26 protein-coding genes are annotated in these 23,631 nt (G+C 68.4%); 10 read left to right on the top strand and 16 right to left on the bottom strand.

Annotated features, from left to right (window positions below):
• Nucleotides 1-178: 178 nt before the first annotated feature.
• A complete protein-coding gene (locus tag QM721_RS02365) occupies nucleotides 179-604 on the bottom strand; it encodes an SRPBCC domain-containing protein (protein ID WP_415118606.1) in 426 nt (141 codons plus the stop codon).
• A 36-nt stretch (nucleotides 605-640) separates the two neighbouring features.
• On the opposite strand from QM721_RS02365, the gene QM721_RS02360 reads away from it, so the two are divergent.
• From QM721_RS02360 to QM721_RS02330, 7 genes are all read left to right on the top strand, one after another.
• Complete coding sequence (locus QM721_RS02360) at nucleotides 641-1,417, top strand: phosphotransferase family protein (protein WP_415118604.1); 777 nt, start codon at nucleotides 641-643, stop codon at nucleotides 1,415-1,417.
• Between the two features lie 4 nt (nucleotides 1,418-1,421).
• Nucleotides 1,422-1,742 (top strand): zf-TFIIB domain-containing protein, encoded by a 321-nt coding sequence (locus tag QM721_RS02355; RefSeq protein ID WP_415118602.1) that lies wholly within the window; start codon nucleotides 1,422-1,424, stop codon nucleotides 1,740-1,742.
• A 168-nt stretch (nucleotides 1,743-1,910) separates the two neighbouring features.
• Nucleotides 1,911-2,750: an SH3 domain-containing protein gene (locus tag QM721_RS02350; RefSeq protein ID WP_415118600.1), complete on the top strand. Its 840-nt coding sequence runs from the start codon at nucleotides 1,911-1,913 to the stop codon at nucleotides 2,748-2,750.
• A gap of 297 nt (nucleotides 2,751-3,047) precedes the next feature.
• Nucleotides 3,048-3,338, top strand: a complete 291-nt coding sequence (locus tag QM721_RS02345; RefSeq protein ID WP_415117914.1) for a helix-turn-helix domain-containing protein — start codon at nucleotides 3,048-3,050, stop codon at nucleotides 3,336-3,338.
• Nucleotides 3,227-4,009 (top strand): IS630 family transposase, encoded by a 783-nt coding sequence (locus tag QM721_RS02340; protein WP_415118598.1) that lies wholly within the window; start codon nucleotides 3,227-3,229, stop codon nucleotides 4,007-4,009. The genes QM721_RS02345 and QM721_RS02340 overlap by 112 nt, the downstream gene beginning before the upstream one ends.
• Nucleotides 4,010-4,073: 64 nt before the next feature.
• The gene (locus QM721_RS02335) at nucleotides 4,074-5,189 is read left to right on the top strand and encodes a carboxylate-amine ligase (protein WP_415118596.1); all 1,116 of its coding nucleotides are present in this window, start codon (nucleotides 4,074-4,076) and stop codon (nucleotides 5,187-5,189) included.
• Nucleotides 5,190-5,199: 10 nt separating this feature from the next.
• Nucleotides 5,200-5,931 (top strand): glutamine amidotransferase, encoded by a 732-nt coding sequence (locus QM721_RS02330; RefSeq protein ID WP_415118594.1) that lies wholly within the window; start codon nucleotides 5,200-5,202, stop codon nucleotides 5,929-5,931.
• Between the two features lie 139 nt (nucleotides 5,932-6,070).
• Here the strand turns inward: QM721_RS02330 and QM721_RS02325 are convergent, their stop codons facing one another.
• The 4 genes from QM721_RS02325 to QM721_RS02310 form a co-directional block, all read right to left on the bottom strand.
• A complete protein-coding gene (locus tag QM721_RS02325) occupies nucleotides 6,071-6,355 on the bottom strand; it encodes a GNAT family N-acetyltransferase (RefSeq protein ID WP_415118592.1) in 285 nt (94 codons plus the stop codon).
• A 185-nt stretch (nucleotides 6,356-6,540) separates the two neighbouring features.
• Nucleotides 6,541-7,014, bottom strand: coding sequence for a ribonuclease domain-containing protein (locus QM721_RS02320; RefSeq protein WP_415118590.1), 474 nt, complete (start codon nucleotides 7,012-7,014; stop codon nucleotides 6,541-6,543).
• Nucleotides 7,011-7,472 (bottom strand): barstar family protein, encoded by a 462-nt coding sequence (locus QM721_RS02315; protein ID WP_415118588.1) that lies wholly within the window; start codon nucleotides 7,470-7,472, stop codon nucleotides 7,011-7,013. The genes QM721_RS02320 and QM721_RS02315 overlap by 4 nt, the downstream gene beginning before the upstream one ends.
• Complete coding sequence (locus QM721_RS02310) at nucleotides 7,469-7,963, bottom strand: universal stress protein (RefSeq protein WP_415118585.1); 495 nt, start codon at nucleotides 7,961-7,963, stop codon at nucleotides 7,469-7,471. The genes QM721_RS02315 and QM721_RS02310 overlap by 4 nt, the downstream gene beginning before the upstream one ends.
• Before the next feature lie 230 nt (nucleotides 7,964-8,193).
• On the opposite strand from QM721_RS02310, the gene rocD reads away from it, so the two are divergent.
• Nucleotides 8,194-9,447, top strand: a complete 1,254-nt coding sequence (gene rocD, locus QM721_RS02305) for an ornithine--oxo-acid transaminase (protein WP_415118583.1) — start codon at nucleotides 8,194-8,196, stop codon at nucleotides 9,445-9,447.
• A 17-nt stretch (nucleotides 9,448-9,464) separates the two neighbouring features.
• On the opposite strand, the gene QM721_RS02300 is transcribed toward rocD, so the two are convergent.
• The 3 genes from QM721_RS02300 to QM721_RS02290 all read right to left on the bottom strand — a co-directional run bounded on the left by QM721_RS02300 (nucleotide 9,465) and on the right by QM721_RS02290 (nucleotide 11,860).
• On the bottom strand, nucleotides 9,465-10,373 hold the full coding sequence (locus tag QM721_RS02300; protein ID WP_415118581.1) for a type IV toxin-antitoxin system AbiEi family antitoxin domain-containing protein: 909 nt from the start codon (nucleotides 10,371-10,373) through the stop codon (nucleotides 9,465-9,467).
• A gap of 167 nt (nucleotides 10,374-10,540) precedes the next feature.
• Complete coding sequence (locus QM721_RS02295; protein ID WP_415118579.1) at nucleotides 10,541-11,122, bottom strand: hypothetical protein; 582 nt, start codon at nucleotides 11,120-11,122, stop codon at nucleotides 10,541-10,543.
• A 174-nt stretch (nucleotides 11,123-11,296) separates the two neighbouring features.
• Complete coding sequence (locus QM721_RS02290) at nucleotides 11,297-11,860, bottom strand: YceI family protein (RefSeq protein ID WP_415118577.1); 564 nt, start codon at nucleotides 11,858-11,860, stop codon at nucleotides 11,297-11,299.
• Between the two features lie 189 nt (nucleotides 11,861-12,049).
• Between QM721_RS02290 and QM721_RS02285 the strand changes: the two genes are divergently transcribed.
• Entirely contained in the window at nucleotides 12,050-13,225 is a 1,176-nt protein-coding gene (locus QM721_RS02285) for a GNAT family N-acetyltransferase (protein WP_415118574.1), read from the top strand.
• A gap of 147 nt (nucleotides 13,226-13,372) precedes the next feature.
• Here QM721_RS02285 and QM721_RS02280 read toward each other — a convergent pair whose 3' ends face one another.
• The 6 genes from QM721_RS02280 to QM721_RS02255 all read right to left on the bottom strand — a co-directional run bounded on the left by QM721_RS02280 (nucleotide 13,373) and on the right by QM721_RS02255 (nucleotide 19,614).
• Entirely contained in the window at nucleotides 13,373-15,175 is a 1,803-nt protein-coding gene (locus tag QM721_RS02280; protein ID WP_415118572.1) for a DUF2207 domain-containing protein, read from the bottom strand.
• Between the two features lie 37 nt (nucleotides 15,176-15,212).
• Nucleotides 15,213-16,004, bottom strand: coding sequence for a class I SAM-dependent methyltransferase (locus QM721_RS02275; RefSeq protein WP_415118570.1), 792 nt, complete (start codon nucleotides 16,002-16,004; stop codon nucleotides 15,213-15,215).
• Between the two features lie 140 nt (nucleotides 16,005-16,144).
• Complete coding sequence (locus QM721_RS02270; protein ID WP_415118568.1) at nucleotides 16,145-16,483, bottom strand: hypothetical protein; 339 nt, start codon at nucleotides 16,481-16,483, stop codon at nucleotides 16,145-16,147.
• A gap of 168 nt (nucleotides 16,484-16,651) precedes the next feature.
• Nucleotides 16,652-16,837, bottom strand: coding sequence for a hypothetical protein (locus tag QM721_RS02265; protein WP_415118566.1), 186 nt, complete (start codon nucleotides 16,835-16,837; stop codon nucleotides 16,652-16,654).
• 59 nt (nucleotides 16,838-16,896) lie between these two features.
• Nucleotides 16,897-17,769: a universal stress protein gene (locus QM721_RS02260; RefSeq protein ID WP_415118564.1), complete on the bottom strand. Its 873-nt coding sequence runs from the start codon at nucleotides 17,767-17,769 to the stop codon at nucleotides 16,897-16,899.
• An 18-nt stretch (nucleotides 17,770-17,787) separates the two neighbouring features.
• Nucleotides 17,788-19,614 carry an amino acid permease gene (locus QM721_RS02255; RefSeq protein WP_415118562.1) on the bottom strand — a complete coding sequence of 609 codons (1,827 nt, stop codon included), beginning with the start codon at nucleotides 19,612-19,614 and terminating at the stop codon, nucleotides 17,788-17,790.
• Nucleotides 19,615-19,811: 197 nt separating this feature from the next.
• Between QM721_RS02255 and QM721_RS02250 the strand changes: the two genes are divergently transcribed.
• Complete coding sequence (locus QM721_RS02250) at nucleotides 19,812-20,969, top strand: PucR family transcriptional regulator (RefSeq protein ID WP_415118560.1); 1,158 nt, start codon at nucleotides 19,812-19,814, stop codon at nucleotides 20,967-20,969.
• 25 nt (nucleotides 20,970-20,994) lie between these two features.
• Here the strand turns inward: QM721_RS02250 and QM721_RS02245 are convergent, their stop codons facing one another.
• A complete protein-coding gene (locus QM721_RS02245) occupies nucleotides 20,995-21,969 on the bottom strand; it encodes a proline dehydrogenase family protein (protein WP_415118558.1) in 975 nt (324 codons plus the stop codon).
• The gene (pruA, locus tag QM721_RS02240) at nucleotides 21,969-23,615 is read right to left on the bottom strand and encodes an L-glutamate gamma-semialdehyde dehydrogenase (protein ID WP_415118556.1); all 1,647 of its coding nucleotides are present in this window, start codon (nucleotides 23,613-23,615) and stop codon (nucleotides 21,969-21,971) included. Before pruA ends, QM721_RS02245 begins: the two co-directional genes overlap by 1 nt.
• Between the last annotated feature and the right edge of the window lie 16 nt (nucleotides 23,616-23,631).

Below are 23,631 nucleotides of genomic sequence, written 5' to 3'. Positions count from 1 at the left end.
GGTGCATCGCTTTCTGCTCGTCGGCCTCAGCCGCAACGGCCGGGTCGAGGGTGCGATTGTCGAAAGCGCTTCCCGGACGTCAACCTGTGCACCTACTGTGCCCGCGGAGGTGCTTCAGGCAACGCCGGTGCCGAATCTTCAGTAACTCTTCAGGTCTCGCCAAACTGGCCGACGATGCTCAGCCGGCGGCTTGCGCGAACCGCGCCAGCAACTGCGGCCACGCGGTGAACGTGCCTCTGGCTTGGGCGTTCAGTTCGTTCCAGCCGTCGTGTTCGAAGGTCACATGAGTGCCCGCATCGGACGGCACGAACGTCACCCGCACCACTGAGGGCACCGTCCGGTCTTGGGCCAGGGTGAAGCTGAACGCCACCTTGGCAGGCGGATCCCAGGCGATCACCTCGCCCCAATCGTGCTCGCTGCCGTCGGTGTGCCGCTCGGTGATCTGACCGCGCATGCGCGGGTCGATCGTCACCGTCTCGTAGGTCTCGGGGCTGCCGGTGTAGGCCGGGTTCCACCACTCGCCGATGCGAGCCGTGAAGACGTCGAAGGCGTGGCCGGGGGTGCAACTCAGGCTGAACTCATGCACGATCGGGCTGGTGTCCATGCCCGATCTTCGCATGCGCCGCCCCACAATGGACCAGTGCCGACCGGTGATCTCTGCTGGCGCACCACCGACTCGGGTGCCGAACTCGCCTTCAGCGACGAGGTGGTGATCAAGCGCCACTCGCCCCGAACACGACCCGACGCCCTCGAACGCCGACTCGCTCTCGCCGCGGCCCACCCCGACTTCGTACCCCCCGTCACGGCCGAGGTACGCACTGATCCGGACGGCCGCGCGGTGACCGTCTGGCCCCGGGTGCGGGTGCTCGACCCCGCCGATTCGCACGTGCCGTGGGCCGAGGCCGGACGGCTGTTGGCCCGCCTGCACCGCAGCCCGGCACCGGACGAGCTCCCCACGCACGGCTGGCCCGACCGGCTGGCCCGCGCCCGCGCAGCGGCCCCGCCCGAACTGGCGGCGCTGGCTGAACGGCTCGGCGCCGAGGCGTCCAGACGCCCCGAACCCGCCGTGCTGGTGCACGGCGACTGGCATCTGGGCCAACTCGGTGCGTGGCGCGACGGGTGGCGCCTGATCGACGTCGACGATGTGGGCCTGGGCGACCCGGCGTGGGATCTGGCTCGTCCGGCCGGCTTCTGGGCCGCCAGGTTGCTGGGCGACGCCGACTGGCTGGACTTTCTCGACGCCTATCGGGCCGCGGACGGTCCGGCGGTGCCGCGGGGCGACCCCTGGCCGGTGCTCGACCTGCCGGCCCGGTGCGCCGTGCTGGTGGCAGCGGTGCGCGCACTGCGCTCGTCCGAGGTGCACAGCGATGGCACAGCGCACGCACTGGTTTCGGCTTGTCGCCGAATGGCACAGTGAACCCATGACCTCGAACCCGAACGACCCGCTGCCCCGCTACGAGCCGTATCAGGCCGGGGGCGCCGCACCGGCCGGCTACACCTGCCCCAAGTGCGGCGGCAGCATGCGCACGGTGGACCGCAACGGCATTCACATCGAGCAGTGCCTGAACTGCCGCGGCGTGTTTCTCGACTTCGGCGAGCTCGAGAACATCACCCAGCTCGAAGCCCGGTTCGTCGCCGCCCCGCCGCCGCAGCCGGGTTACGGCTACGGCCCCGACTGGGGGCACCGCGGCGGCAAGCACTACCGCCGGCAGGGCCTGGCGGGTTTGTTCTTCAGCAGTTGACGCCCGGCCAGCCCAAGGTGGCTCTGCCCCGCCGGCGTGCTCTTCGGCTCGACCCTGACCACGTCGGACGACTGAGACCCATCCGCCCCGTGGAAGACCCGGTGGTGCGCCGATCGGGCCGCGCAGCCCCGCTCCGTTTGGTCGGGCCTGCGTGTTACCGTCGAAAGCATGGGGGCACCGAAGACAACGATCGCGTTGCTGCTGTCCGCCCTGCTGGCCGGCTGCAGCCCCGGCGCCCCCGACTCGCAACAGAGCCCCACGCCCTCGCCGGCCGGAACCACCGCGACGGTGCAACAGGCCACCGTCAAGGGCACCGTGCGCACCAACAAGACCACGCCGCTGTCACTGCGTGCGCAGCCCTCGACGGCGAGCAAGCGGCTCACCCGCATACCGCACAAGACCACGATCTCGCTGGCCTGCAAGACCATCGGCGACACCGTCAGCAACGGCGTCAAGGCCTCGAACGTGTGGAACAAGGTGACCTACAAGAAGCGAACCGGGTACGTGGCATCGGTCTTCGTCGACGGCGGCGACTCGGCCGCGCTGAGCCTGTGCCAAGACAGCACGGGCACGCCGAGCCCCTCGGCCACGGTGCGTCCGCCGAATGTGGAGGCGGCCATCGTCAAGGTGGCCCGCAGCCAGCGCGGCGTCACCGAGAAGAAGAACAACTGCAACCCCTACGGCGGCTGCATGCCGTGGTCGTCGCTGTTCGCCACCTGGGCCTGGAACAAGGCCGGCAACGTGGTGCCGCGGTTCTCGTTCTCGGGCGACCTGTTTGCCTGGGGCGAACTGCACAACCGTTCGCATTCGGGCACTGACGGGGTCGGCCCGGGTGACCTGGTGCTGTTCGGCACCAAGCCCGACAACCCGAAGACCTCGACCCGGGTCGACATCGTCACCGAGGTGCTGGCCGACGGGCGGCTGAAGGTGATCGGCGGCGACTACAAGGGCAAGGTGGTCGAGCGCACGGTGGCGCTCAAGGGCATCTACGGCTGGGTCGACGCCTGAGGTCACGCGGCAGGAGTCGTCTGGGTGGATCGGACTAGTGGAGTGTCGCTCCTAATAGTTTGGTAATGGGTGGGATTGGCTTGTCCTGATTGATGCTTGATCGGGAGGAGTCGTATCGTGCCCAGGCTGAAGGATCATGTCGTCGCGTTGACGGCTGAGGATCGTGTGAAGCTGACGAGGGTCGTGTCGCGGGGGACGCATCCGGCGCGGATGATTGCGCGGGCGAGGGTTCTGCTTGAGCTGGATGAGAACGCGAGGGTCGTGCCGGGTCGGCGGGTTGTCGCGGAGCGTGTCGGGGTGTCCGAGCAGACGGTGTATTTGATCGCGAAGCGGTTCGTCGAGTCCGGTGGGGATGCCGATGAGGTGATTCGCCGCCGCAAACGGGTCACGCCGCCGGTGCCACCGAAGGTGACCGGGGATGTCGAGGCGCGGGTGATCGCGCTGGCGTGCACGAGACCGCCGGAGGGGTTCGACCGGTGGTCGTTGCGGCTGCTGGAGAAACACGTGGCCCTTACCGACGGGCTGCCGCCTCTGGATCACTCCACGATTGGGCGGGCCCTGAAAAAGGGGGGCTTCGTCCTCACTTAAAGAAGTGCTGGACGATCCCGCCGAAAGCCAACGCCGAGTTCGTGGCGCGGATGGAGGATGTTCTGGAGGTCTACCACCGGCCCTTCGACCCGGCAGTGCCGGTGGTGTGCATGGACGAGAAGCCGTACCAGCTGCTCGGCCACGCTCGTGACCCGATCCCGGCGCGCCCCGGCCACGATCTCAAAGAGGACTCGGAGTACGTCCGTCACGGCACCTGCTCGATCTTCGTCTGGGTCGAGCCGCTCGCCGGACACCGCCACGTCGACGCGAAGCCGCGGCGGACCCGGATCGACTGGGCCGCGGGCGTGGACCGGCTGCTGACCATGGACTACCCCGACGCCAAACGCGTCGTCCTCGTCATGGACAACCTCAACACCCATACCCTCGGCTCGCTCTACGAGGCGTTCGAGCCCGCGAAGGCCCGCGCTCTCGCCGAACGGCTCGAGATCCACTACACACCCAAGCACGGCTCCTGGCTCAACATCGCCGAGATCGAGCTGTCCGCCCTCAGCCGGCAATGCCTCACCCGCCGCATCGACGACCTCGACGTCCTCAACGCCGAACTCGCCGCCTGGCAGAAAGCGACCAACGACGACCAACGGCAAGTCGACTGGCAGTTCACGACAAACGACGCCCGCATCAAACTCCGACACCTATACCCAAATATTTAGACACGACACACTACTAGACTCCTGCTGCGGCGGCGAAGCCGTGACCTCCAGCCAAGGAGCCTCCATGCGGTTCGACTTCGTGCCCGGCGGCAACTCGACCATCGGCGTCGAGTGGGAACTCGCCCTGGTGGACGCCCAGTCGCTCGAACTCGTGCCCCGTGCCCAGCGCGTGCTCGACGGTGTGGACGACCCCAAGAGCGGCCCGATCCGGCGCGAGTACCTCACCGACATGATCGAGTTGGTCACCGGCGTGCACCACCGGGTCGACGAGGCGATGGACGAGCTGCGCGGCCACCTGCAGCAGGTGAACGCCCTGGCCGGCGACGACACCCGGCTGCTCGGCGCCGGCGCCCACCCCACCTCGCTGGCCGCCGACCAGGAACATTTCGACTTCTGGCGCTACAACGTGGTGGCCGAGCGCAACGCCTACTGGGGCCGGCAGATGGCGATCTTCGGCACCCACATTCACGTCGGCATCAACCATCGTGACAAGGCCCTGCCGATCACCTACGGCCTGGCCCGGTTCTCGCCCTATTTCATCGCGCTCACCGCGTCGTCGCCGTACTGGGAGGGTGCCGATTCGGGCTATGCGTCCCAGCGCACCATGGTGTTTCAGCAACTGCCGACCAACGGCCTGCCCTACCCGATGGACACCTGGGATCAGTTCGAGCACTACGCCACCGAACTCGAAGCGGCAGGCATGATCACCACCCCGAACGAGATTCGCTGGGACGTGCGGCCATCGACCTTCGGAACGATCGAGAACCGGGTGCTCGACTCGGTGCCGACCTTCGCCGAACTGGCCGCGATGACCGCGCTCACCCAGTGCCTGGCCGAATACATGTCGCGTGAACTCGATGACGGCCGAGCCATCGCCCGGCTGCCGATGTGGTTCATGAAAGAGAACAAGTGGCGGGCCGCCCGCTACGGTCTCGACACCGAAGTGGTGACGCCGCGGGTGGGGCAGAAGCTGCGTCCGATGCGCGAGGGCATTCTCGACTGGCTGAACCGGCTCGAGCCGATCGCTGCCGAACTGCACTGCGCCGACGAGCTGGCCTTCGTCAACGACCTGTTGGAGCACGGCCCCAGCTATCTGCGGCAGCGCGCCGCGGGTGGCCCGGCCCAGGCGCTGCGTCAGTTGGTGGACGAAACCGGAGCGGACCGTCCAGCCTGGGGCTAACCTTCTGGCCGTGAAACCGTTCGTGCTGCTGGCCACCCGCGACCACGACAAGGCCGCCCGCGACGAGTACGAGTCGGTGCGCGGGCACGCCGGCCTGGCCCACCACGAACTGGTGCACCTGCGGGTCGAGGCGGGCCCGTTGCCGCGGCTCCACCTTGAGGACTACTCGGGGGTGTTCCTGGGCGGCAGTCCGTTCAACATCTCCGACGCGGTGAAGTCAGACCTGCAGCTTCGGGTCGAAAGCGACATTCGCACCGTGGTCGATCAGATCGTCGACGCCGATTTCCCGTTTCTGGGCATGTGCTACGGCATCGGCACCGTCACCGCGCACCTGGGCGGCACCGTCGACCGCAGCTACGGCGAGGGGCTGGGCGCCATCGAGGTGCGGCTCACCGACGAAGCCATCGGCGACCCCCTGCTGGACGGCATTCCCCCCTCGTTCTACGCGTTCGTTGGCCACAAGGAAGCCTGCAACGGAGTGCCGCCGGGCACCACCCTGCTGGGCACCGGTGCCGCCTGCCCGGTGCAGATGTACCGGCACGGCCGCAACGTGTACGTCACCCAGTTTCACCCCGAACTCGACATCGAAGCACTCAGCCAGCGAATGGCGATCTACCGCAACGCCGGCTACTTTCACCCCGACGACTACGACATTCTGGTCGAGATGGCCCGCACCTCGGGGGTGGCCGAGCACCCGCACCGGCTGCTGCGCAATTTCGTCACCCGGTACGCGACGGACTGATTCTCGTCGGTCGAGCTTGTTTCGTCGGCCGAACTCGTTTCGTCGGTCGAGCTTGTCGAGACGTCGCTACCTCTGCGCCAACGCGTTCCGACCAGCTCAACCAGCGGTTGGTCGCCTTGATCAGCCCCTCCAGAGCGCCCTACGGCACCACGAGGTCGGCGTACTCGGGGTGCCGTTTGACGAAGCCGACCACGAACGGGCAGGTGGCACGAACCCGCCAACGGCCGTCGGCGCGCACCTGGTCGAGGGCGGCCTTGACCAGGCTGCTGCCCAGGCCTCGTCCGTGGTAATCGGGTGAGACTTCGGTGTGGTCGAAAGTGGCCACCCCGTTCGACAGGTCGTAGTGGGCCACCCCGGCCAGCTTGTCGTCGAGGCGTAGCTCGAAGCGCGACTTGCGCTGGTTGTGCTCGATGGTCTCGCTCACGGCGCCCTCTCATGGGCCGGGTGCGGCGGCCCTCGCCCGGTGGGGTGGAGTGCAGCCGACGATACAATCCCGAGACTTGCTCAGGTGCGGGATCTTCCCGCAACACCCTCAAGGTTGGGGGCTCTTGCCGGAAATCCCCCAGCAATGAGGGCACCAGCGACCGGGCCACCTCGACCACGGACTGGTTACGGATTCAGCAACGCGCAGAACGACTCGTAGTGGTCGGCGGTGTAGAACCACACCGTCGGTTCGGCCCCGAGTCTCGCCTGGCCGCCGGTGATCAGCCGCCGCGGGCCGGGAAAGCGCTGCCCGGGCGCCTCGACGGTGTACTCCCGGTAGAAGCCGTTCGGCTGGGTGGGCAGCAGCCCTTCGCGGTTGCCGAAGATCCCGCCGTCGTTGCGCGGACGCAGGTAGGGCCCGTTGTTGCGCACAGCCGCCACGGCCTGCCCCACCTCGGCTGGCACGCTGCCACAGACCGGCAGCCCGGACGCCGAGCGGCTCACGGCCGGGCCGGCCGACGCCCTGGTCTCGACCGAAGCGGTGCCGCCCGACGGTGCCGCGGTGTCGGCCGGCCGGTTCGACACGAGCTGAGCCAGACCCAACAGCGCCAGCAACACCAGCCCCACCACGATCAGGGTGCGCCGGCGGGCAGTGCTCATGTCGGGCACCCGTCGACGAACACCAGGGTCTCGAACAGTCGGTCGTCGGGGTCGGCGCCCGCGCCGCGCCACAGCCGATCGGACCCGTCGGCCAGCACCTCCACCAGCCGGAACCAGCCGTGCTGGTCGTTCAGCACAAGCCCCTCGGGGTGCGTCCAGGCCAAAACGATGCGCGGGGTGTGTGGCCAGTAACGGGCGAGATCGCCCAGGCTGTCGGCCAGGGCGTCCAGGTTGCGGCCGGCGCTGGGCGGCAGCCGCAGGGCGGACGCGACCGCCGCCTGGGCGGCGCGAAAATCGTCCATCGTCTCGGTGTCGACGCCCACCACGGTGTAACCGGCGTCGCGGCACAGCGCCAGCAGCTCGTCGGCCCGGCCGGCGTCGGCGAACAGCATGCGACTGCCCTCCAGGCCGAGCTCGTCGGCCAGGCAGGTCCAGGGCAGCGCGGCGGGGTCGGTCAACGGTCGAGGAAGCGGTCCAGTTGCACCCGGCGGTCGGGCGAGGCCTCGTCGGTACCCTTGCGCACCACCAGCACGTCGCAGGGCGCATGCTCAACCACCTGGTTCGACACCGACCCCATCAGCAGCCCCTTGAACCCGCCGCTGCCGCGGGTGCCCACCACCAGCAACCGCGCGTTGACAGCAGCCTTGAGCAGCTCCCGTCCGGCCGGGCCGTGCGGGGTCTGCAAGGTCACGGACACGTCGGGGTACTCGGCAACCACCGGCTGCACGTCGCCGGCCAGCCGCTCGCGCACCACCGCCTCGAAGTCGTCGGCCGGCGGCACGTAGCCGGGCGACCAGGTCGACGGACGCGGCGCGGTGCTGATCGACCACGCCCTGATCACGCACACCTCGGCCTTGAGCTGCCGGGCCAGCCACAGTGCCTTCTGCAGTGCCAGCCGGGAGAAATCGGAACCGTCGTTGCCGACGACGATGGGCAGTTGGGCGTCCATGCACCGACTCTAGTGGTGTGTGACCGGCGCAGCCGTGTGCTCGGGGGTGCCTGCCGAAGCCCTGGTCAGCCGAGCAGCCTTCTCGGGCGAGCCAGGCCGAGTTCGGAGCGTCCGGACTGGTGGCGCTGGCTATTCCGCTCCAGTACGCTATTGGTCTACGTTTTTTCTCGCTATTTCTTATCTCTGCCGCAGCAATATGCGCTGATTCTTGATCTGACCGGAGGATTACCATGACGGATCGCACGGGTATCAGCCCGGCCCAGCAAGCCGCCATAGCCCAGGCCGAGACCTGGGGAGCGCACAACTACCTACCGCTGCCCGTGGTGATCGAATCGGGCGCGGGCGCCTGGCTCACCGACATGGACGGCAACCGGTACCTCGACTTTCTCTCGGCCTATTCGGCGGTCAACTTCGGCCACGCCAACCCGGTGCTCACCAAGGCCGTCGCCGACCAGTTGACCAAAGTGACGATCACCTCGCGCGCGGTGTTTTCGGCCAGCTACGGCCCGTTCGTGCAGGCGCTGGCCGAGCTCTGCGGCAAAGACATGGTGCTGCCCATGAACACCGGCGTCGAGGCCGTCGAGTCGGGCATCAAGCTGGCCCGCAAATGGGGGTACGAGGCCAAGGGCGTGCAAGAGCGCCACGCCACCATCATCGTGATGGCCAACAACTTTCACGGCCGCACCACCACCGTGATCTCGTTCAGCAACGACGAGGTCGCCCGGCATAATTTCGGCCCGTACACCCCCGGCTTTCGAATCGTGCCATTCGGCGACCTGGCCGCCGTCGCCGACGCCATCGACCACGACACCGTCGCGGTGCTGGTCGAGCCGATTCAGGGCGAGGCGGGCGTGGTCGTGCCCCCGGATGGCTTTCTGCCCGGGCTGCGCCGGCTGTGCACCGAGCACAACGTGCTGATGATCGCCGACGAGATCCAGTCCGGCCTCGGACGCACCGGGCGCACCTTCGCCTGCGATCACTACGGCGTGGTGCCCGACCTGTACCTGCTGGGGAAGGCGCTCGGCGGCGGCATTCTTCCGGTGTCGGCCGTGGTCGGTAACCGCGACATTCTCGGCCTGCTGCACCCGGGCCAGCACGGCTCCACCTTCGGCGGCAACCCGCTGGCCGCCGTCGTCGGGCTGGCCGCGGTCGAACTGCTGCAGACCGGCGAGCCGCAGCGGCGCTCGGCCGAACTGGGCGAACACCTGCACCGCCGCCTGGGCGCGATGATCGGCAACGGGGTCGAGGCCGTCCGCGGCAAGGGGCTGTGGGCCGGGGTCGACATCGACCCCCACCTGGGCACCGCACGCGGCATCTGCTACAAGCTGCTGCGCCGCGACGTGATCGCAAAGGACACCCACGCCAAGACCATCCGGCTGGCACCCCCGCTGGTCATCACCCGCGCCGAACTCGACCAAGCGATCGACGCCCTGGCCGACGCCCTGGCCGAGGCCCTGGCCGAGGCCCACGCCGGCACGTCCTGACGCCGTCCGCCGGGCGGTCAGACCCGATCGGGGCGCCAACCGTTCTTGAGCAACTCGGGGCGCAGCAGGAGGTCGAGCCGCTGCGGGTTCACTGCCTCGGGCCAGGTCCATCGGACGACCGCCCAGCCCTGTCGCCTGAGCAGGGCCTCGCGCCGCTTCTCGCGCATCACCACGTCGGCCGCGGTCTCACCCGGGGCGAGCAGGTCGCCGTACTTCACCTTGCCGTCGAACTCCCCCAGTACCTGCCACAGCGGCCACCCGAAGTCGGCGCGGTAACGGACGCCGTCGATCTCGACCTCGTACTGCAACTCCGGTTTGGGCAGCCCGAGTTGCCACAGGCTCACCCGGCTGACCGACTCACCGGCCGACTCGCTGCCACCGTCCGCCTGTTCGACCACCACCCGAGCCTGCGCCAGGCCCCGACGACGCGGCGCAGCCGTCAGTTGTGCCATGAGCTGCTCGCGGCTGAGACCCTTTCGCAGGGCAGCATCCGCCGCCGCCACGGCCAGCCCGAGCTCAGGGACGGTTCGGGCCAGGTCGAGTACGGTGCGCGCGAGGGTCGTCCGCCTGATTCGGGCCACGGTCTCGACATCACCGGCGCCCAGCGGCGTTCGGTACTGGTGCACGCTCTGCCCCAGCCGACCCCCGCCCTTGCCCGGACTGGTGTAGGTCACCCTGCCGAGCCAGGCATTGCTGACCGGCAGGCCGTGCAACACTGCGGCCGACAGGTGGCTGATCACGGCCCCCGGCCCGAGTTGCGGCGCCGTGGCCGCGATCAGGTTCCGGTGCCGGGCCAGGCCCTGGTCGGGTTCGGTCAGGTAGGCACCGCGCCGCAGCCGGTGCAGTTTCTCGTCACGCAGCATGCGGCGAATCTGACCCTGGCCGATTCCCTTGGCCTTGAGTTCATGGGTGCGCACCATAACCATCACCCGAGTGCAGCAGTTTCCCGCCCACCACGGGCCACTATCCACAGGCCACAGCAACATTCGCCGGGACAATTTTGACGTTGCGCACCCTGTGGCTCATTGCGCCGGCTGCACCATGCGCAATGAGGCACACCCTGCGCAACGTGCGGGCGGCGTCAGGGGCGGCGTCAGGGGCGGCGGGTTAGCCAGGAGAGCAGGGCGGACATGAGGAGCAGTGCCGCCGCGGTGGCGAGCAGTAGGGGTGCGGCGTCGAAGGGCTGCGGAAGGGCGTCCGCGGGCATGGCTGATGGTGTGGCGGACGGCGTGAGTGCGGGGACGGCCTCGGGGGCACGTCCGGCGCCGAGCTTGCTGCGGTCGAGCTCGATCGGCGCCGAGCACAGGGTGGTGGTGAGCGTGTCGTTGTCACCGTGCGCGAACACCAGCACGTGGCCGCTGAGCTGCAGGCCGCAACTGGACTCGCTGGCCGACGAACGCACCACCAGCTTTGCCGGCAGGTTGCCCTTGTACACCCGGGTGATCGCGATCGTGTAGTCGACCGGATCTGCATAGAACCACCCGGTCGGTTCGCCCGAGGGCGACCCTTGGGCAGACGAGAGCACCTCACCCTCGAAGACCGCCGACGCCGCGGAAACCGCCTGGGCTGTGTCGAGGCCGGCGCACGAGCAGGCACACGCCACCGGGACGGGCGCAGCCACACCCAGCGACACAGTCATGACAACGACCATCACCAGACGCAGCACCGTTTGCATCGGTTCATGATGCCGCTTGGCCGGGCCGGATTGAAACCTCGATCCACCGATGGGCGGCGCAGCCGGCGCACCTGGTTGGGGTCGCGCCGTAGCCGTAGGCGCGGATCGGTGAATCGAGGCTACAACAGCGAAGCGGCCCGATTCCTCCCAGTCGGGCCGCTTCGGTGGACGATCTCAGGCCTGCTTGGTGGCCGAGATCTCGATCTCGAGGGTGACCTTCTCGCTCACCAGCACGCCGCCGGTCTCGAGTGCGGCGTTCCAGGTGAGGTTCCAGTCCTTGCGGTTGACCACGGCGGCGCCTTCGAAGCCGATCCGCTCGTTGCCCCAGGGGTCGGTGACGGCGCCCTGGTATTCGAGCGGAATGGTGACGGGGTGCGTCGTGCCCTTGATGGTCAGGTCGCCGGTCACCTCGACCACGTCACCGTCGATCGCGAACCCGGTGCCGGTGAAGGTGATCTCGGGGAACTGCTCGACATCGAAGAAGTCAGCCCCGCGCAGGTGGCCGTCGCGGCCCTCGCTGCGAGTGTCGATGGAGTCAGCCTTGACGGTCACGTTCAGGCTCGAGGCGGACGGGTTGGCCCCGTCGACAGTCGCGCTGCCCGACACGTCGGTGAAGCTGCCGCGCACCTTGGTCACCATCGCATGGCGGGCGACGAAACCGAGCTGGCTGTGGCTGGGGTCGAGCACATAGGTGCCCTTGAGATCGGCGAGAGTGCTGGGCAATGCGGTTGCAGCCATGTGAAGTGCCTCCTGGAATGGTACGGAGAAGTACTGCTTGAAATCTCAACTACACCTGTAGCGTAGCACGGTTGATTGATTTGTCAACCAAACTGCGCCATCGGCCTGCCCCGGACGCGCACCCTGGTCACAGCGCGGGTATCGCGTACGACTACGTGCCGAAGGACCGGCGCTGACACACTGGTGCCCATGGCCCGCTCACCGATCGCCGGCACTCCACGCCCGCGCCGCGGACGTCCCACAGTGCCGACGGTGCGCGTCGAGCATCCGCACGAACCGGTGGCCGACGGCCGTCCGGCGCCCCGGAGCACGGCGGCCGAGCACGCGTTCTTCGTCGAGGAGTTCCGGGGCGTCACGATCGTGATCGCACTACCCCTGCTGACCGACGACGCGGTGGCCGGCCTGGCCCGCTCGATCGCCGGTTTCGTCGGCGGCGACACCCGGTTCGTGCTGGTCACCCGCGACCACGACGCTGCGCAACGGCTGGCAGCGGCGGTCGGCACCGCCACCGTCGTGGACGCCCCGAGCACCTGGTCGTCCGATGAACTGGCCGCGCTCTGGATCGCCACCACCGACGCCCGGGTACTGGTGGTGGTGGCCGCGGCGACGGCCGTGGCGGCGGCCCGCGTGGCCGCGGGGCTGGGTGCGTCCAAACTGGTGCTCACCGACCCCGAGGGGGGCTGGGGCGACCCGCCGCGCAGCTTCGCCGAACTGCGCGTGCACCGCAGAGCGCTGGAGCGGGTGCTGGCCGACCGGCACGACCCGCTGCTGCTCGAAGCCATCGAGACGGCCCTGCGAGGCGGTGCCTTCTCGGTCAACCTGTGCCGGCCCGAAGACGTCGAGCTCGAGCTGTTCACCTTCGATGGTGCCGGCACCCTGATCACCCTGGCCGGCTACCTGCAGGTGACCGACCTACGCGTCGACGACCTGCCGGCCGCCGAAGAACTGGTCAACCGGGGGGTGGAGGCAGGCATTCTCAAGCCGCGCACCCGGCAGCAGATCGCCCAGATGATGGTCGGCGGGCTGGGCGCCCGGGTGATTCGCACCGGTCACCTGGCCGGCCTGGTCGGCCTGGAGGTCGACGCCTACGGGGCGGTGAGCGTGGGTGAGGTGAGTGGGCTGATCACGGTCAGCGAGTTCTCGGGCGCCGGGGCCGGCGGGCTGCTGATCAGCGCCCTGCTCAAGCGGGCTCTCGACCGCGGGCTCGGCTCGGTCTTCGCCGTCACCGTGTCGGACGACGCCGCGGCCTTCTTTCTGCACCGCGGCTTCACCGAGGTGAGCCGCAGCGAGGTGCCACCGGGCAAGTGGACCGGATACCACCCCGAACGGCTGGCCCGAGCCCGCTGCTTCACCTGGTTCCTCTGACCCCCCACACCCCCGCCCCCCGCCCCCCACCGGCGGACGTCCGCTCGACATTGCGCAGGTTGTGGCTCATTGCGCAGGGTTCACCATGCGCAATGAGCCTCAACGTGCGCAACGTCAACACCGCCCCGGCGCCTGTGGCCGAGGTGCTCACCAGCCGCCGCCACCGCCACCGCCGAAACCGCCGCCGCCGCTGAAGCCGGAGCCGCCGCTGGTGGCCGAGGTGGCCGACTGCATCGAGCTCGACATGGTGTCGGCAAGCCGGTCGAGCGACGAGGTGAATCCGCTGTTGAACATCGTGCCGTAGCCGTAACCGACGTACCAGGAATCGTCGGCCGCGTAGCGTCCCTGCGCCGCAAGCTGTTCGAAGATCCTCGCCCAGCGCTCGGCCACCCCGAAGACGATCGCGTAGGGCAGGTAGCGACTGAAGATGTCGACGCCCTCCTCGAATTTGATCTGCTCGGCCTCGGCGGTGGTCAGGTAAAGCTCGAACCCCTTGGCCTGGGCGAGCACGGCAGACCCGTCGGCGGTGCGCGAGCCGAAGCGGTTGCTCAGCATCAGCATCGCCACCCCGCAGGTCACCAGCGCCAGGCCGATCAACCCGAAGCCCAACAGGCCGAGCCCGAAGCCCAGCCCGCCGCCGAGCACGATCAGCCCGATGCCGCCCAGTGCCGCCAGTCCGCGGATGGTTCTCGGATTGCCGCGAAACCAGTGCAGTTCGTTCGTCACCCGCTGGTAGAGCTGCTCCCGGGTGCCCTCGAGCACCCCGGAATAGTCGCTGTCCTTGAGGTCCTTGGTGCTGACGGTGGGCCCGTTCTGAAACAGTTGCGACAACAGGTGGCCCTCGTAGCCGTTGACCTGATCAGGCCCCGGCAGCTTCACGAACCGCCACGTCTTCTTGCCCTCCTGCTCGATGCGCACGTGACCGCGCACAGCCAGGTCGATCATGGTGGCGGTGATGTCGACGTTGTCGGCCGTCGAGTCGGTCAGCACCCCGATCTCACCCGGACGGGCACCACGCGGCGGCGTGAACTGCACGGCCACCGGGGTGTCGTTGCCGCCGCGTCCGACGGTGACCTGCTGACCGGCGGCGGGTGTGACGCCAGGAGTCAGGCCCAGGTAGACCTCGTCGCGAGCGCCGCGGCGGGTGCGGCGCAGCAGGGCGCCGAGACCGACGGCGGTCAGCACGGCGGTGATGCCGCCGGTGACCGGCGTGACCGGGAACATGTTGCCGACCCACAGCCGCTTCTCGAGGTGGGCTTCGGCCCCGACGAACGTGCCGGCCGGGAAGCCGGCCACGATCTGCACCGGTTCGCCCTTGCTGACCGAGCTCTGGGTGAAGGTGGCCGTGTCGCCATCCGCCTGGTGCGAGGTGCACGGGTTGCTGATCAGGTCGCCCCCGGCGAAGCAGGCGGTCTTGGTGACCGTCGCCGGGCCGGTGAGCGTGACCGAGATGTTGCGAATCGGCACCTCCCAGCCGGTGCCGATCACGTTCCAGTTGAACTCGTCCAGCCCCGAGACTGCCTGCTTGGGTGCGATCAGACCGCGGACGGTGTAGGTGATGCGGTAGGTCTGGGTACCCGCCCAGGTGCGGTTCTCGTCGCCCACCTGAATCAGCAGGTTGCCGTCGTCCTGTTTGGTCTGCACCTTCGCACTCGCCCCGGACGGGCTGGTCACCTGACCGACGGTGACGTCGAGCATGCGCCAGTGGTCGGGGTCGTTGGCGATCTCTTGCCGCAGCGGAAGGGTGATGTAGGGGCCGTGGCCCTGGTCGCTGCCGAAGTTGAAATCGAAGTCGAGCGTGACGGTGGTGGTTCCGTTCTGCTCGGCGTCGGCGGTCACCGCGTAGCGGGTGATGTGGTCGTCGCCGGAGTCGGCGAGCGCCCGTGGCGCCGGCAGCAGGCCGACCAGAAAGATGCCGAGACCGGTGAGAACCACGAACGCGCGTCGCATGGCAGCAACGGTAACAAGGCAAGGGTCGGACGGGCCGCTACCGCGGAAGCCGACCTTTTGCGGTTCGCGCGACGGCAGCCAGCGTGAACGCGCCGGCCGGACGTCCGAGCCGCTCGAACAGTGCCCCGCGCAACCGCTCGCGCAGTTCGTCGCTCTGGGCAACCAAGTAGCTGCCGGCCGGGCCGATTCCGTGCTGCAGCCCCTCCCACAGCTCGGCGTAGTCGCGGTAGGTCGACGTGACCGTCAACGTCGTCTCGACGATGTCGGCGAAGCCGCCGCACGCCAGCCAGCCGGCGATCTCGCCGAGCCGCCCGAACCGCAGCACCCGGGCTTCGTCGGGCGCTTCCGGGTCGAGGGTGAGTGCGGCGTCCCAGAAGGCCCGCAGCAACTCCATGCCCTGATCGAAGTCCCAGACGCAGGCAGCCACCCGGCCACCGGGACGCACCACCCGAGCCAGTTCGGCCGCGGCCGCTGAAGGATCGCCGACGAAGTGCAACACCAACTGGGCGAGCGCCGCGTGCACCGAGTCGTCGTCGAAGGGCAGCCGTTCGGCGCTGCCCGCCCGCACGTCGACGCCGACGTTGCGCTGCGCACAATCGGCCACGAATCGCGGCGACGGGTCACAGGCCATCACGTTCGCGGCACCGACCCGGCGCACCAGCTCAGCAGTCAGCGCCCCCGGCCCGCAGCCCACATCGAGCACCCGATCGGCCGCTCCGCAGCCGACGAAGGCGGCGAACTCGACCGCCAGCGGTTTGGAATACCGGCCCATGTAGTTGTCGTAGGCCTCGCCCGCGACGTTGAACGCGCCAGCACCCGAAGGTTGCATCAGAACCTCCCTGCAAATCTCACTGGCGAAGCTAGACCCGCTGCAGGCTCGGGGCGAGTGAGTAGTTGTGCGTAGCGGGACGATCCCGCGAGGGTGACGACTTCGGGTCGGCGGCTCGGTGAGGGCCGGTGATTGCTCGGTCAGAAGTTCGTGAGCTCGTAGCCGTTGGCCTTGCAGCCGTTGCGAATCAGCGTGCGGCTCTCGGCCGGCACCTGGGCCGGGTCGTTCAGGTAGCTGATGGCCACCTCCAGCCACTGCTTGGAGTCGCCCGTCACCTGGCCGCTGTCGCGCAACTTCTCCAGCCCGGCCAACGCCACCTTGCCGGCCACCGAGCCACCGGCGGCCACCGCGTCCAATGCGGGGCAGCCCACCTTGTAGAGGTCGGCAGCGCTCACGCCGGCCTCGGCGCAACCGGTGAGGGCCAGCGTGCCGGCCGCCAGCACGGCGGCAAGGCGTGGTGCGGGGCGCGTCCGGAGCATGGGGCAAGTGTAGGAGCGGCAAACCAGCCGACGGTTTGCTAGCCGCGACGGGCTACGAAGGCAGTCGAGTGAGTGGCCGAGGGCGAGTGTGAGCCGAATCACAGCCATGTAGTTCTCCACAGGCTTGCGCACACCTGTGGACGGCTGGGGTGGGCAAGCGAGCCACCATCAGCGCGAATCGCTCGGCTTGGGTTTGATGGTCGGCATCTTGATGGTCACCTGCCCCGACTCCAGATCGTGCGGCCTCGGCCCCCACGCACCCTTTTCGTAGTCGACGGTGACCGAATTCTCCAGGTCGCGCTGCTGCCGGGCGTGCCGGACGCCCGGGTTGAACAGCTCGAAGAAGTCGCTCATCGCAACAGTCTACGCGCGGCGACTTGGAGCGTCACCCGTGGCTGCCCGGTCAGCCCGGGTCAATCGGAGCGTGGAAGAACGAGCACCGGCAGGGGCGCGTTCCGGACGATCTTGGAGGCGTGCGACCCGAGCAGCAGGCGACTCACGCCTGACGTGCTGGCACCGACGGCGAGCAGTTCGTTCGGGGCCCACTCCAGCGCGGTGATCGCCTGCTCCCAACTGCCACCGACTCCGACCACGATCGGGACGTCGGCCGGGTCGGCGACGGCCTCGACCAAGGCCGGCTCGATGTCGCCGCGGAGCCCGTCGATCCACTCCTGGACCACCAGATCCTCGGTGTCGGCCTCAATGCTCCCCGTGGCGGCGTTCATCGGACGCACCGCGAAGCACGCTACTCGCAGTTGCACACCGGCTTTCGCCGCCTGCACGGCAGCCGAGGTGAGCAGCCCGCTGTCACGGTCACCGCGGCCGAAGCCGACGCTCACCCGGCGCACTCGGGCGTCCGGTGCCGCGTGGTAGTTCGTCGGCGCGATCAGCACCGGCACGTCCAGGCTGTTCAGCAATCGGGAGGCGACGCCGCCGAGGCTGATCAACCCGTCGACACCTTGCGACGACGACCCCAACACCACGACGCTCGCAGCGCAGTCACGGGCGACCTCGACCAGCCCGGAAGCGACCGAGCGACCCGACTCGACGACATACCGCACGTCGAGGTCGTTCCCGATGCTTGCTCCAGCCTGCTGGAGGGCCGCCTCAGCCTGGGCACGCTGGAGGTCGAGGTATTCCCGGTCGGCGCCGAACACCTCGGGCCAGGGCTTTGCGGTGATCGATGCGACCACCAGGTCGTCGTGCAACGAGCGGGCCGCCATCGCGCCGAGCGCGAGCGCCCCCGCGCCGCGCTCGTTCGGGGTGAGGCCGATCAATACGGTCATCGAGAATCCTTCGCGAGATCAGACGGTGGCCGTGGACGACTGCACGATCACGTGAACCAGTGGGATGGTGGGGTTGGCTTCCCGGGCCCGATCGACCACGTCATAACGCAGCCAGACCGACTGATCGACAGGGAGCGTGCAGATCACCAGGCGATCGGGCTTGAAACTCTCCACAGCCTGCGCCAAGGCGCGGAGCGGACGGTAGTCGCCGGTGTCCCCGGCGGCGGTCAAGCCGTTCTCGTTGAGCAACTCCAGCGTCCGGTCGAGTCGTTCTTTGGCAGCCGCAGCGGTCGCCTCCCACAGGTAAACCGCACCCTGATGCATCGCCTGACCGGTGTCGATCGGGTTGGCCGGCACGCAGACGAAGTATTCGGCCTTGCCAGCGGTGTCGATCTGGCGGAGTTCGGCCAGCAGCTCCGGGCCTTCGACCGTCTCGTTGGCGAGTACCAGCACCCGCTGGGCCGGCGTCTCGGGTGCCGGCACCGGCGGCTCCACCGGGCCACGTTCGCGAATCCGCTTGGTCGCGAAGAAGAGCAGCACGACGACCGCCCAGGCCGCCAGGCTCAAGATGAGCTGAATGCGCGTGTCCTCCATCACGCCCATCTGGACCAGCACCGCCACGATGCCCAGCACGACCAGCACCGACAGCCCGGGGAACAGCCACATCTTGACGACCAGCTTGTCGCCGCCGGTCCGGCGCCGCAGCACGATCTGCGACAGCGCGATGAGCAGGTAGACGAACAGGATCACCGCACCCGACGAGTTCAGCAGGAACAGAAAGACCGTGTCTTCAGAGACAGCGGCGGCGATCACGCACAGGAAGCCGATCACCGAGGAGGTCAGGATCGCGGCCCGCGGGACGCCGCCCTTGCCGACGGTCATCAGACCGATCGGCGCCTCACGACGGGCGGCGAGCACGAACAGCATCCGGGACGCCGTGTACAGGCCGGAGTTCAAGCACGACAGCACCGCGGTGAGCACGACCATATTCATGATGTGGTCGGCGTAGGGAATGCCCATCAGCTTGAAGGCGGCCACGTAGGGCGAGGCGGCCAGTTCGGCCGAGTTCCACGGCATCATGACGGCCAGCAGGAAGATCGAGAACACGAAGAAGACCGCGATCCGCATGATGATCGAATTGGTCGCCTTGGCGATCGCCTTGCCCGGATCAGGTGACTCCGCGGCCGCGATGGTGGCGATCTCGGCGCCGACCATGGAGAAGATCACCACCACGATCGCCGCGAAGATCGCGCCCTGGCCGTTGGGGAAGAAGCCGCCGTGCACGACCAGATTGCTGAAGTCCATCGTCCGCCCCGGCCACAAGCCGGTCACGAACAGGGTTCCCAATACGAGGAAGATGACGATCGCGGCGACCTTGATGCCGGCGAACCAGAACTCGAACTCGCCGAACGACGACACCGAGAAGAGGTTGGTGAGCGTCATCAATGTCATCAAGATCAGCGAGAGCAGCCACAGCGGCACGTCCGGAAGCCAGTACTGCATCACCTTCGCGCCCGCGACGGCTTCGAAGCCGACCACGATGACCCAGAAGTACCAGTAGAGCCAGGCGACGGAGAACCCGGCCCAGCCACCCAGCGCATTGCGGGCATAGTCGGCGAACGATCCGGTGGACGGATTGGCTGTTGCCATCTCGCCCAGCATGCGCATGACCATGATGATCAGCAGGCCGGACAGCGCATAGGCGAGAAATGCCCCCGGCCCGGCCTTGCCGATCACGACTCCCGAACCCACGAACAAACCGGCGCCGATGACGCCGCCCATCGCGATCATGGTCAGGTGCCGCTGTTTCAGGCCCTTCTTCAGTTCAGTCGGCGGTGCGCCCATGATGCCCCCTGCTGGTCGGATCGGGCGTTCAAGGCCCGAGGGTAGGTGGGTCGAAGACCGCTCACCGGTTGGCAACAGGCGGTCGGCTGCTGACATTCTTGTCGTGACAGTGCGCCAGGTCGAGCCACATTCGTCACAGCTAATACCCGTGGGTTGTCGACGATTGCACAAGATCGACCCCTGCGAGAGGACGTGCCATGCGGCCCGAGCTGCAAGAGATCGTCGATGAATCCGCCCGCCTGCTGCAGTCGGCCACGGTTTTGGAGGACCGCCACTTCAATCTGCTGGCCTATGCCGAGCAGCCGGCCGAAGTGGACGCCGTTCGGCGAAACTCCATTTTGCAACGCCGCTCCGCACCCGCCGTTCGGGCCTGGTTCGAAAGCTTCGGGATCTCTGACAGCCCGCACCCGCTGCGCATTCCGGCCGACCCGGACTCGGGCCTGCAGGCACGAATCTGTTTTCCGGCGCGTTGGCACGACACCACCTATGGCTACCTGTGGGCGCTCAACAACGACACGCCACTGACGGATCCCGCCGTCACGGATGTTGCCCGGCTGGTCACCGACGCCGCGGTCTATCTGGCTCGGCTCGGCCGTCAGCGCTCTGAGGTCGCACTGGCCGTCGCCGACCTGGTCGGAGCGGACGCCGACAACGCCCAGGCCGCAGCCGAGCGGCTGATCGGCCGCGGGCTGCTCAGCCGCCAGGCGCCCCTGACCGTTATGGTCATCACCGAGTCGGAAGGGACACCGGCGGCGGTAACACCGAGCCTGTGGGCCAAACCTGGCCAGATGCTCGTGGACGTGGGGCCCGGCGGCGCGGTCGTGGTGCTGCCGTTACGCTCCGTGGACTCGCGTGATCAGGTCCGTGACGCCGCTGTGGCCGTGCGCGACCAATACGCCGCCGCGCTACCCGCCGATTGGCAGGGATTCCTGGCGGTCGGCGTCGGACGTCCGCGCGAGTCGGTCACCCTCCTGCATCACTGCTGGCTGGAGGCCAGGACGGCGGCCCGGATCGCAAGCACCGGCCAACGCGATCCGGTCGCTCTGTGGGATGACCTGGGCCCCTATCGGCTGCTGGAGGCGGTGCCGACGGCCCAGTTGTCTGCAATCGTGCTGGACCTGCCGCTGCAGCGGCTGCTGGCCACCGGGGACGCCGAACTGATTCGCACCGTCGAGGTCTTCTTGGACCGGGCCGGCAATGTTGCCGAGACCGCCGCCGCCCTGCACGTGCATCGGCAGACGCTCTACTACCGGCTGGGAAAGGTGGAGACCGTCACCGGGTTGCAGTTCAGCAGCGGGGCCGACCGGCTCAGGCTTCAACTGGGCCTGATGCTGGCGCCCTTTCTGAACGACTGAGCGGTTTGCCCGCTCGGCCTGGCGATTACGGCCTGCCGACCAGCGATCGGAGAAAGAAGACCAGGTTCGCCGGTCGTTCCGCGAGCCTGCGCATGAAGTAGCCGAACCAGTCGTCACCAAATGGCACGTAGGTGCGCAGCCGGAACCCCGCATCGACGAGCCGGGCCTGCTCGGCGTCACGAATGCCGTAGAGCATCTGGAACTCGAACCGGTCGGCCGGTCGGCCGGCCCGATCGGCCAGCCGCTGGGCACCGTCGATCATCGCCGGATCGTGCGAGGCGACCATCGGGTAACCCTCGCCCTGGATCAACACCTCCAGGCAGCGCAAATAGGACGCGTCGACCTCGGCCGGTGTCTGAAAGGCGACCTCTGCGGGCTCCGAGTACGCGCCCTTGCAGAGCCGGATCCGCGAACGCGGCCCGGAAAGCTCCCGGCAGTCCTGCTCGGTGCGGTGCAGGTAGGCCTGCAGCACGGTGGCGACGTCCGGGAACTCCTTGCGGAGCTTGCGGACGATCCGCAGCGTGGAGTCGGTGGTGGTGTGGTCCTCGGCGTCCACGTTCACCCAGCAGCCGACCGCCTCGGCCTCGCGGCAGATGGTCAGCGCGTGCTCCAGGGCGAGCGCCTCACCGCCGCCCGGCAGCGACTGGCCCAGCGCCGACAGCTTGATCGACACCTCGAGCCGGCGGCCGCCCGCCGCGTCCAGCGGCTCGACGCTGAGCGTGCTGAACTCGCTCAGCAGCGCCAGGTAGGCCTCGACGGTGTGCTGTGCCTCGGCCGCCGTCGTGATGCCTTCGCCGAGGTAGTCGACCGAGATCATCCGTCCCTCGGCGAGCAGCCGGCGCACCGTCTCGACCACCGCGACCTGGTCGGTTCCCGGAACGAACCTGGTGACCAACGAACGAGTCAGCGGAAGCCGGGTGACCAAGCGTTCGACCCAGGCGCGACGCCCGGCCGCGAGCAAGATCGGGCGCAATGGGTTGGTCAGGGTGAACCTCGCCATTACGGGATCTCCGGCAACTGATGCGGGTAGCCGTGGTGCCGCGGCGGAACGAAGGTCTCCTTGATGGTGCGAGCCGAGACCCAGCGCAGCAGGTTCAGCGCCGAGCCCGCCTTGTCGTTGGTGCCTGAGGCCCGTCCACCGCCGAACGGCTGCTGCCCGACCACGGCACCGGTCGACTTGTCGTTGATGTAGAAGTTGCCGGCGGCAAAGCGCAGTTCCTCGTCGGCCTCAACGATCGCCTGCCGATCGGTGGCGATGATCGAACCGGTGAGCGCGTAGTCGGAGCCGCCGTCGACGAGCCGCAGCACGTCGGTGAAGGCCCCCGGTGCGCTGTCGTCGTAGACATGGACCGAAAGGATCGGCCCGAAGTACTCGGTGCGGAACGCCTCGTCGGACGGATCGGTGCCGAGCAGCACGGTCGGGTCGATGAAGAAGCCCTCGGTGTCGTCGGTGCCGCCACCGGCGGCGATGGTCAGCGAGTCGACGCCCCGGGCTCGTTCGATGGCGGCCCGGTTGCGGTCAAAGGCCCTCTGGTCGATCACGGCGCCGCCGAAGTTGCTGAAATCGGTGACGTCGCCATAGTGCAGCCGGCTCACCTCGTGCAGGAAGGTGTCGCCCATGGCCGACCAGACCGAGCGGGGAATGAACGCCCGTGAGGTCGCGGAACACTTCTGACCCTGGTAGTCGAACGACCCGCGGATCAGTGCCGTGGTCAGCACCTCGGGGTCGGCGGAGGCATGGGCGACCAGGAAGTCCTTGCCGCCGGTCTCGCCGACCAGCCGCGGGTAGCCGCGGTAATTCGGCAGGTTGTCGGCGACCTGGCGCCACAGCGTCTGGAACAGCGCCGTCGAACCGGTGAAGTGGATGCCGGCCAGATCGGGGGCCTGCAACGCGACGCTCGAGACGGTCGGGCCGTCACCGAAGACCAGGTTGATCACACCCTTCGGCAGCCCGGCTGCTTCCAGCAATTGCATGGTCAGGTAGGCGGCGGCGGCCTGGGTCGCGGACGGCTTCCACAGCACGGTGTTGCCCATCAGGGCGGGCGCCGCAGGAAGGTTGCCGGCGATCGCCGAGAAGTTGAACGGGGTGATCGCGTACACGAACCCCTCCAGCGGACGGTAGTCGCTGCGGTTCCACACGCCGCTTCCCGAGATCGGCTGGTCGGCGAGCAACCGCCGGGCGAAGCCGACGTTGAACCTCCAGAAGTCGACCAGTTCGCAGGGGGTGTCGATCTCGGCCTGATAGGCGGTCTTGGACTGGCCGAGCATGGTGGCCGCGGCCACCCGCTCGCGCCAGGGGCCGGCGAGCAGATCGGCGGCGCGCAGAAACACTGCGGCCCGGTCATCGAAAGACATCGCCCGCCAACCGGGTGCCGCGGCACGTGAGGCGCCGATGGCGTCGGCTATGTCGGCGGGCTGGGCCTCCTGGAAGGTGCCGATCACTGAGGAGTGCCGGTGCGGTTGGACGACGTCGTAACGGGGCCCGGCGGCATTACGGTGCTCACCGCCGATCACGTGGCGGATGTCGAGAGGGTTCGCGCACAGCCGATCGATCTCGGCGCGCAGCCGCGCCCGTTCGGGCGAGCCGGGCGCATACTCGTGCACGGGTTCGTTGATCGGGTTGGGGACGACGGTTATCGCATCCACGGCTGAGCCTCCGGGA

The sequence above is a fragment of the Micropruina sp. genome, assembly GCF_047602085.1.
Lineage (GTDB): Bacteria > Actinomycetota > Actinomycetes > Propionibacteriales > Propionibacteriaceae > Micropruina.
The sequence above is the reverse complement of the archived record's forward strand: the minus strand, read 5'-3'. Positions and strand labels throughout refer to the sequence as shown.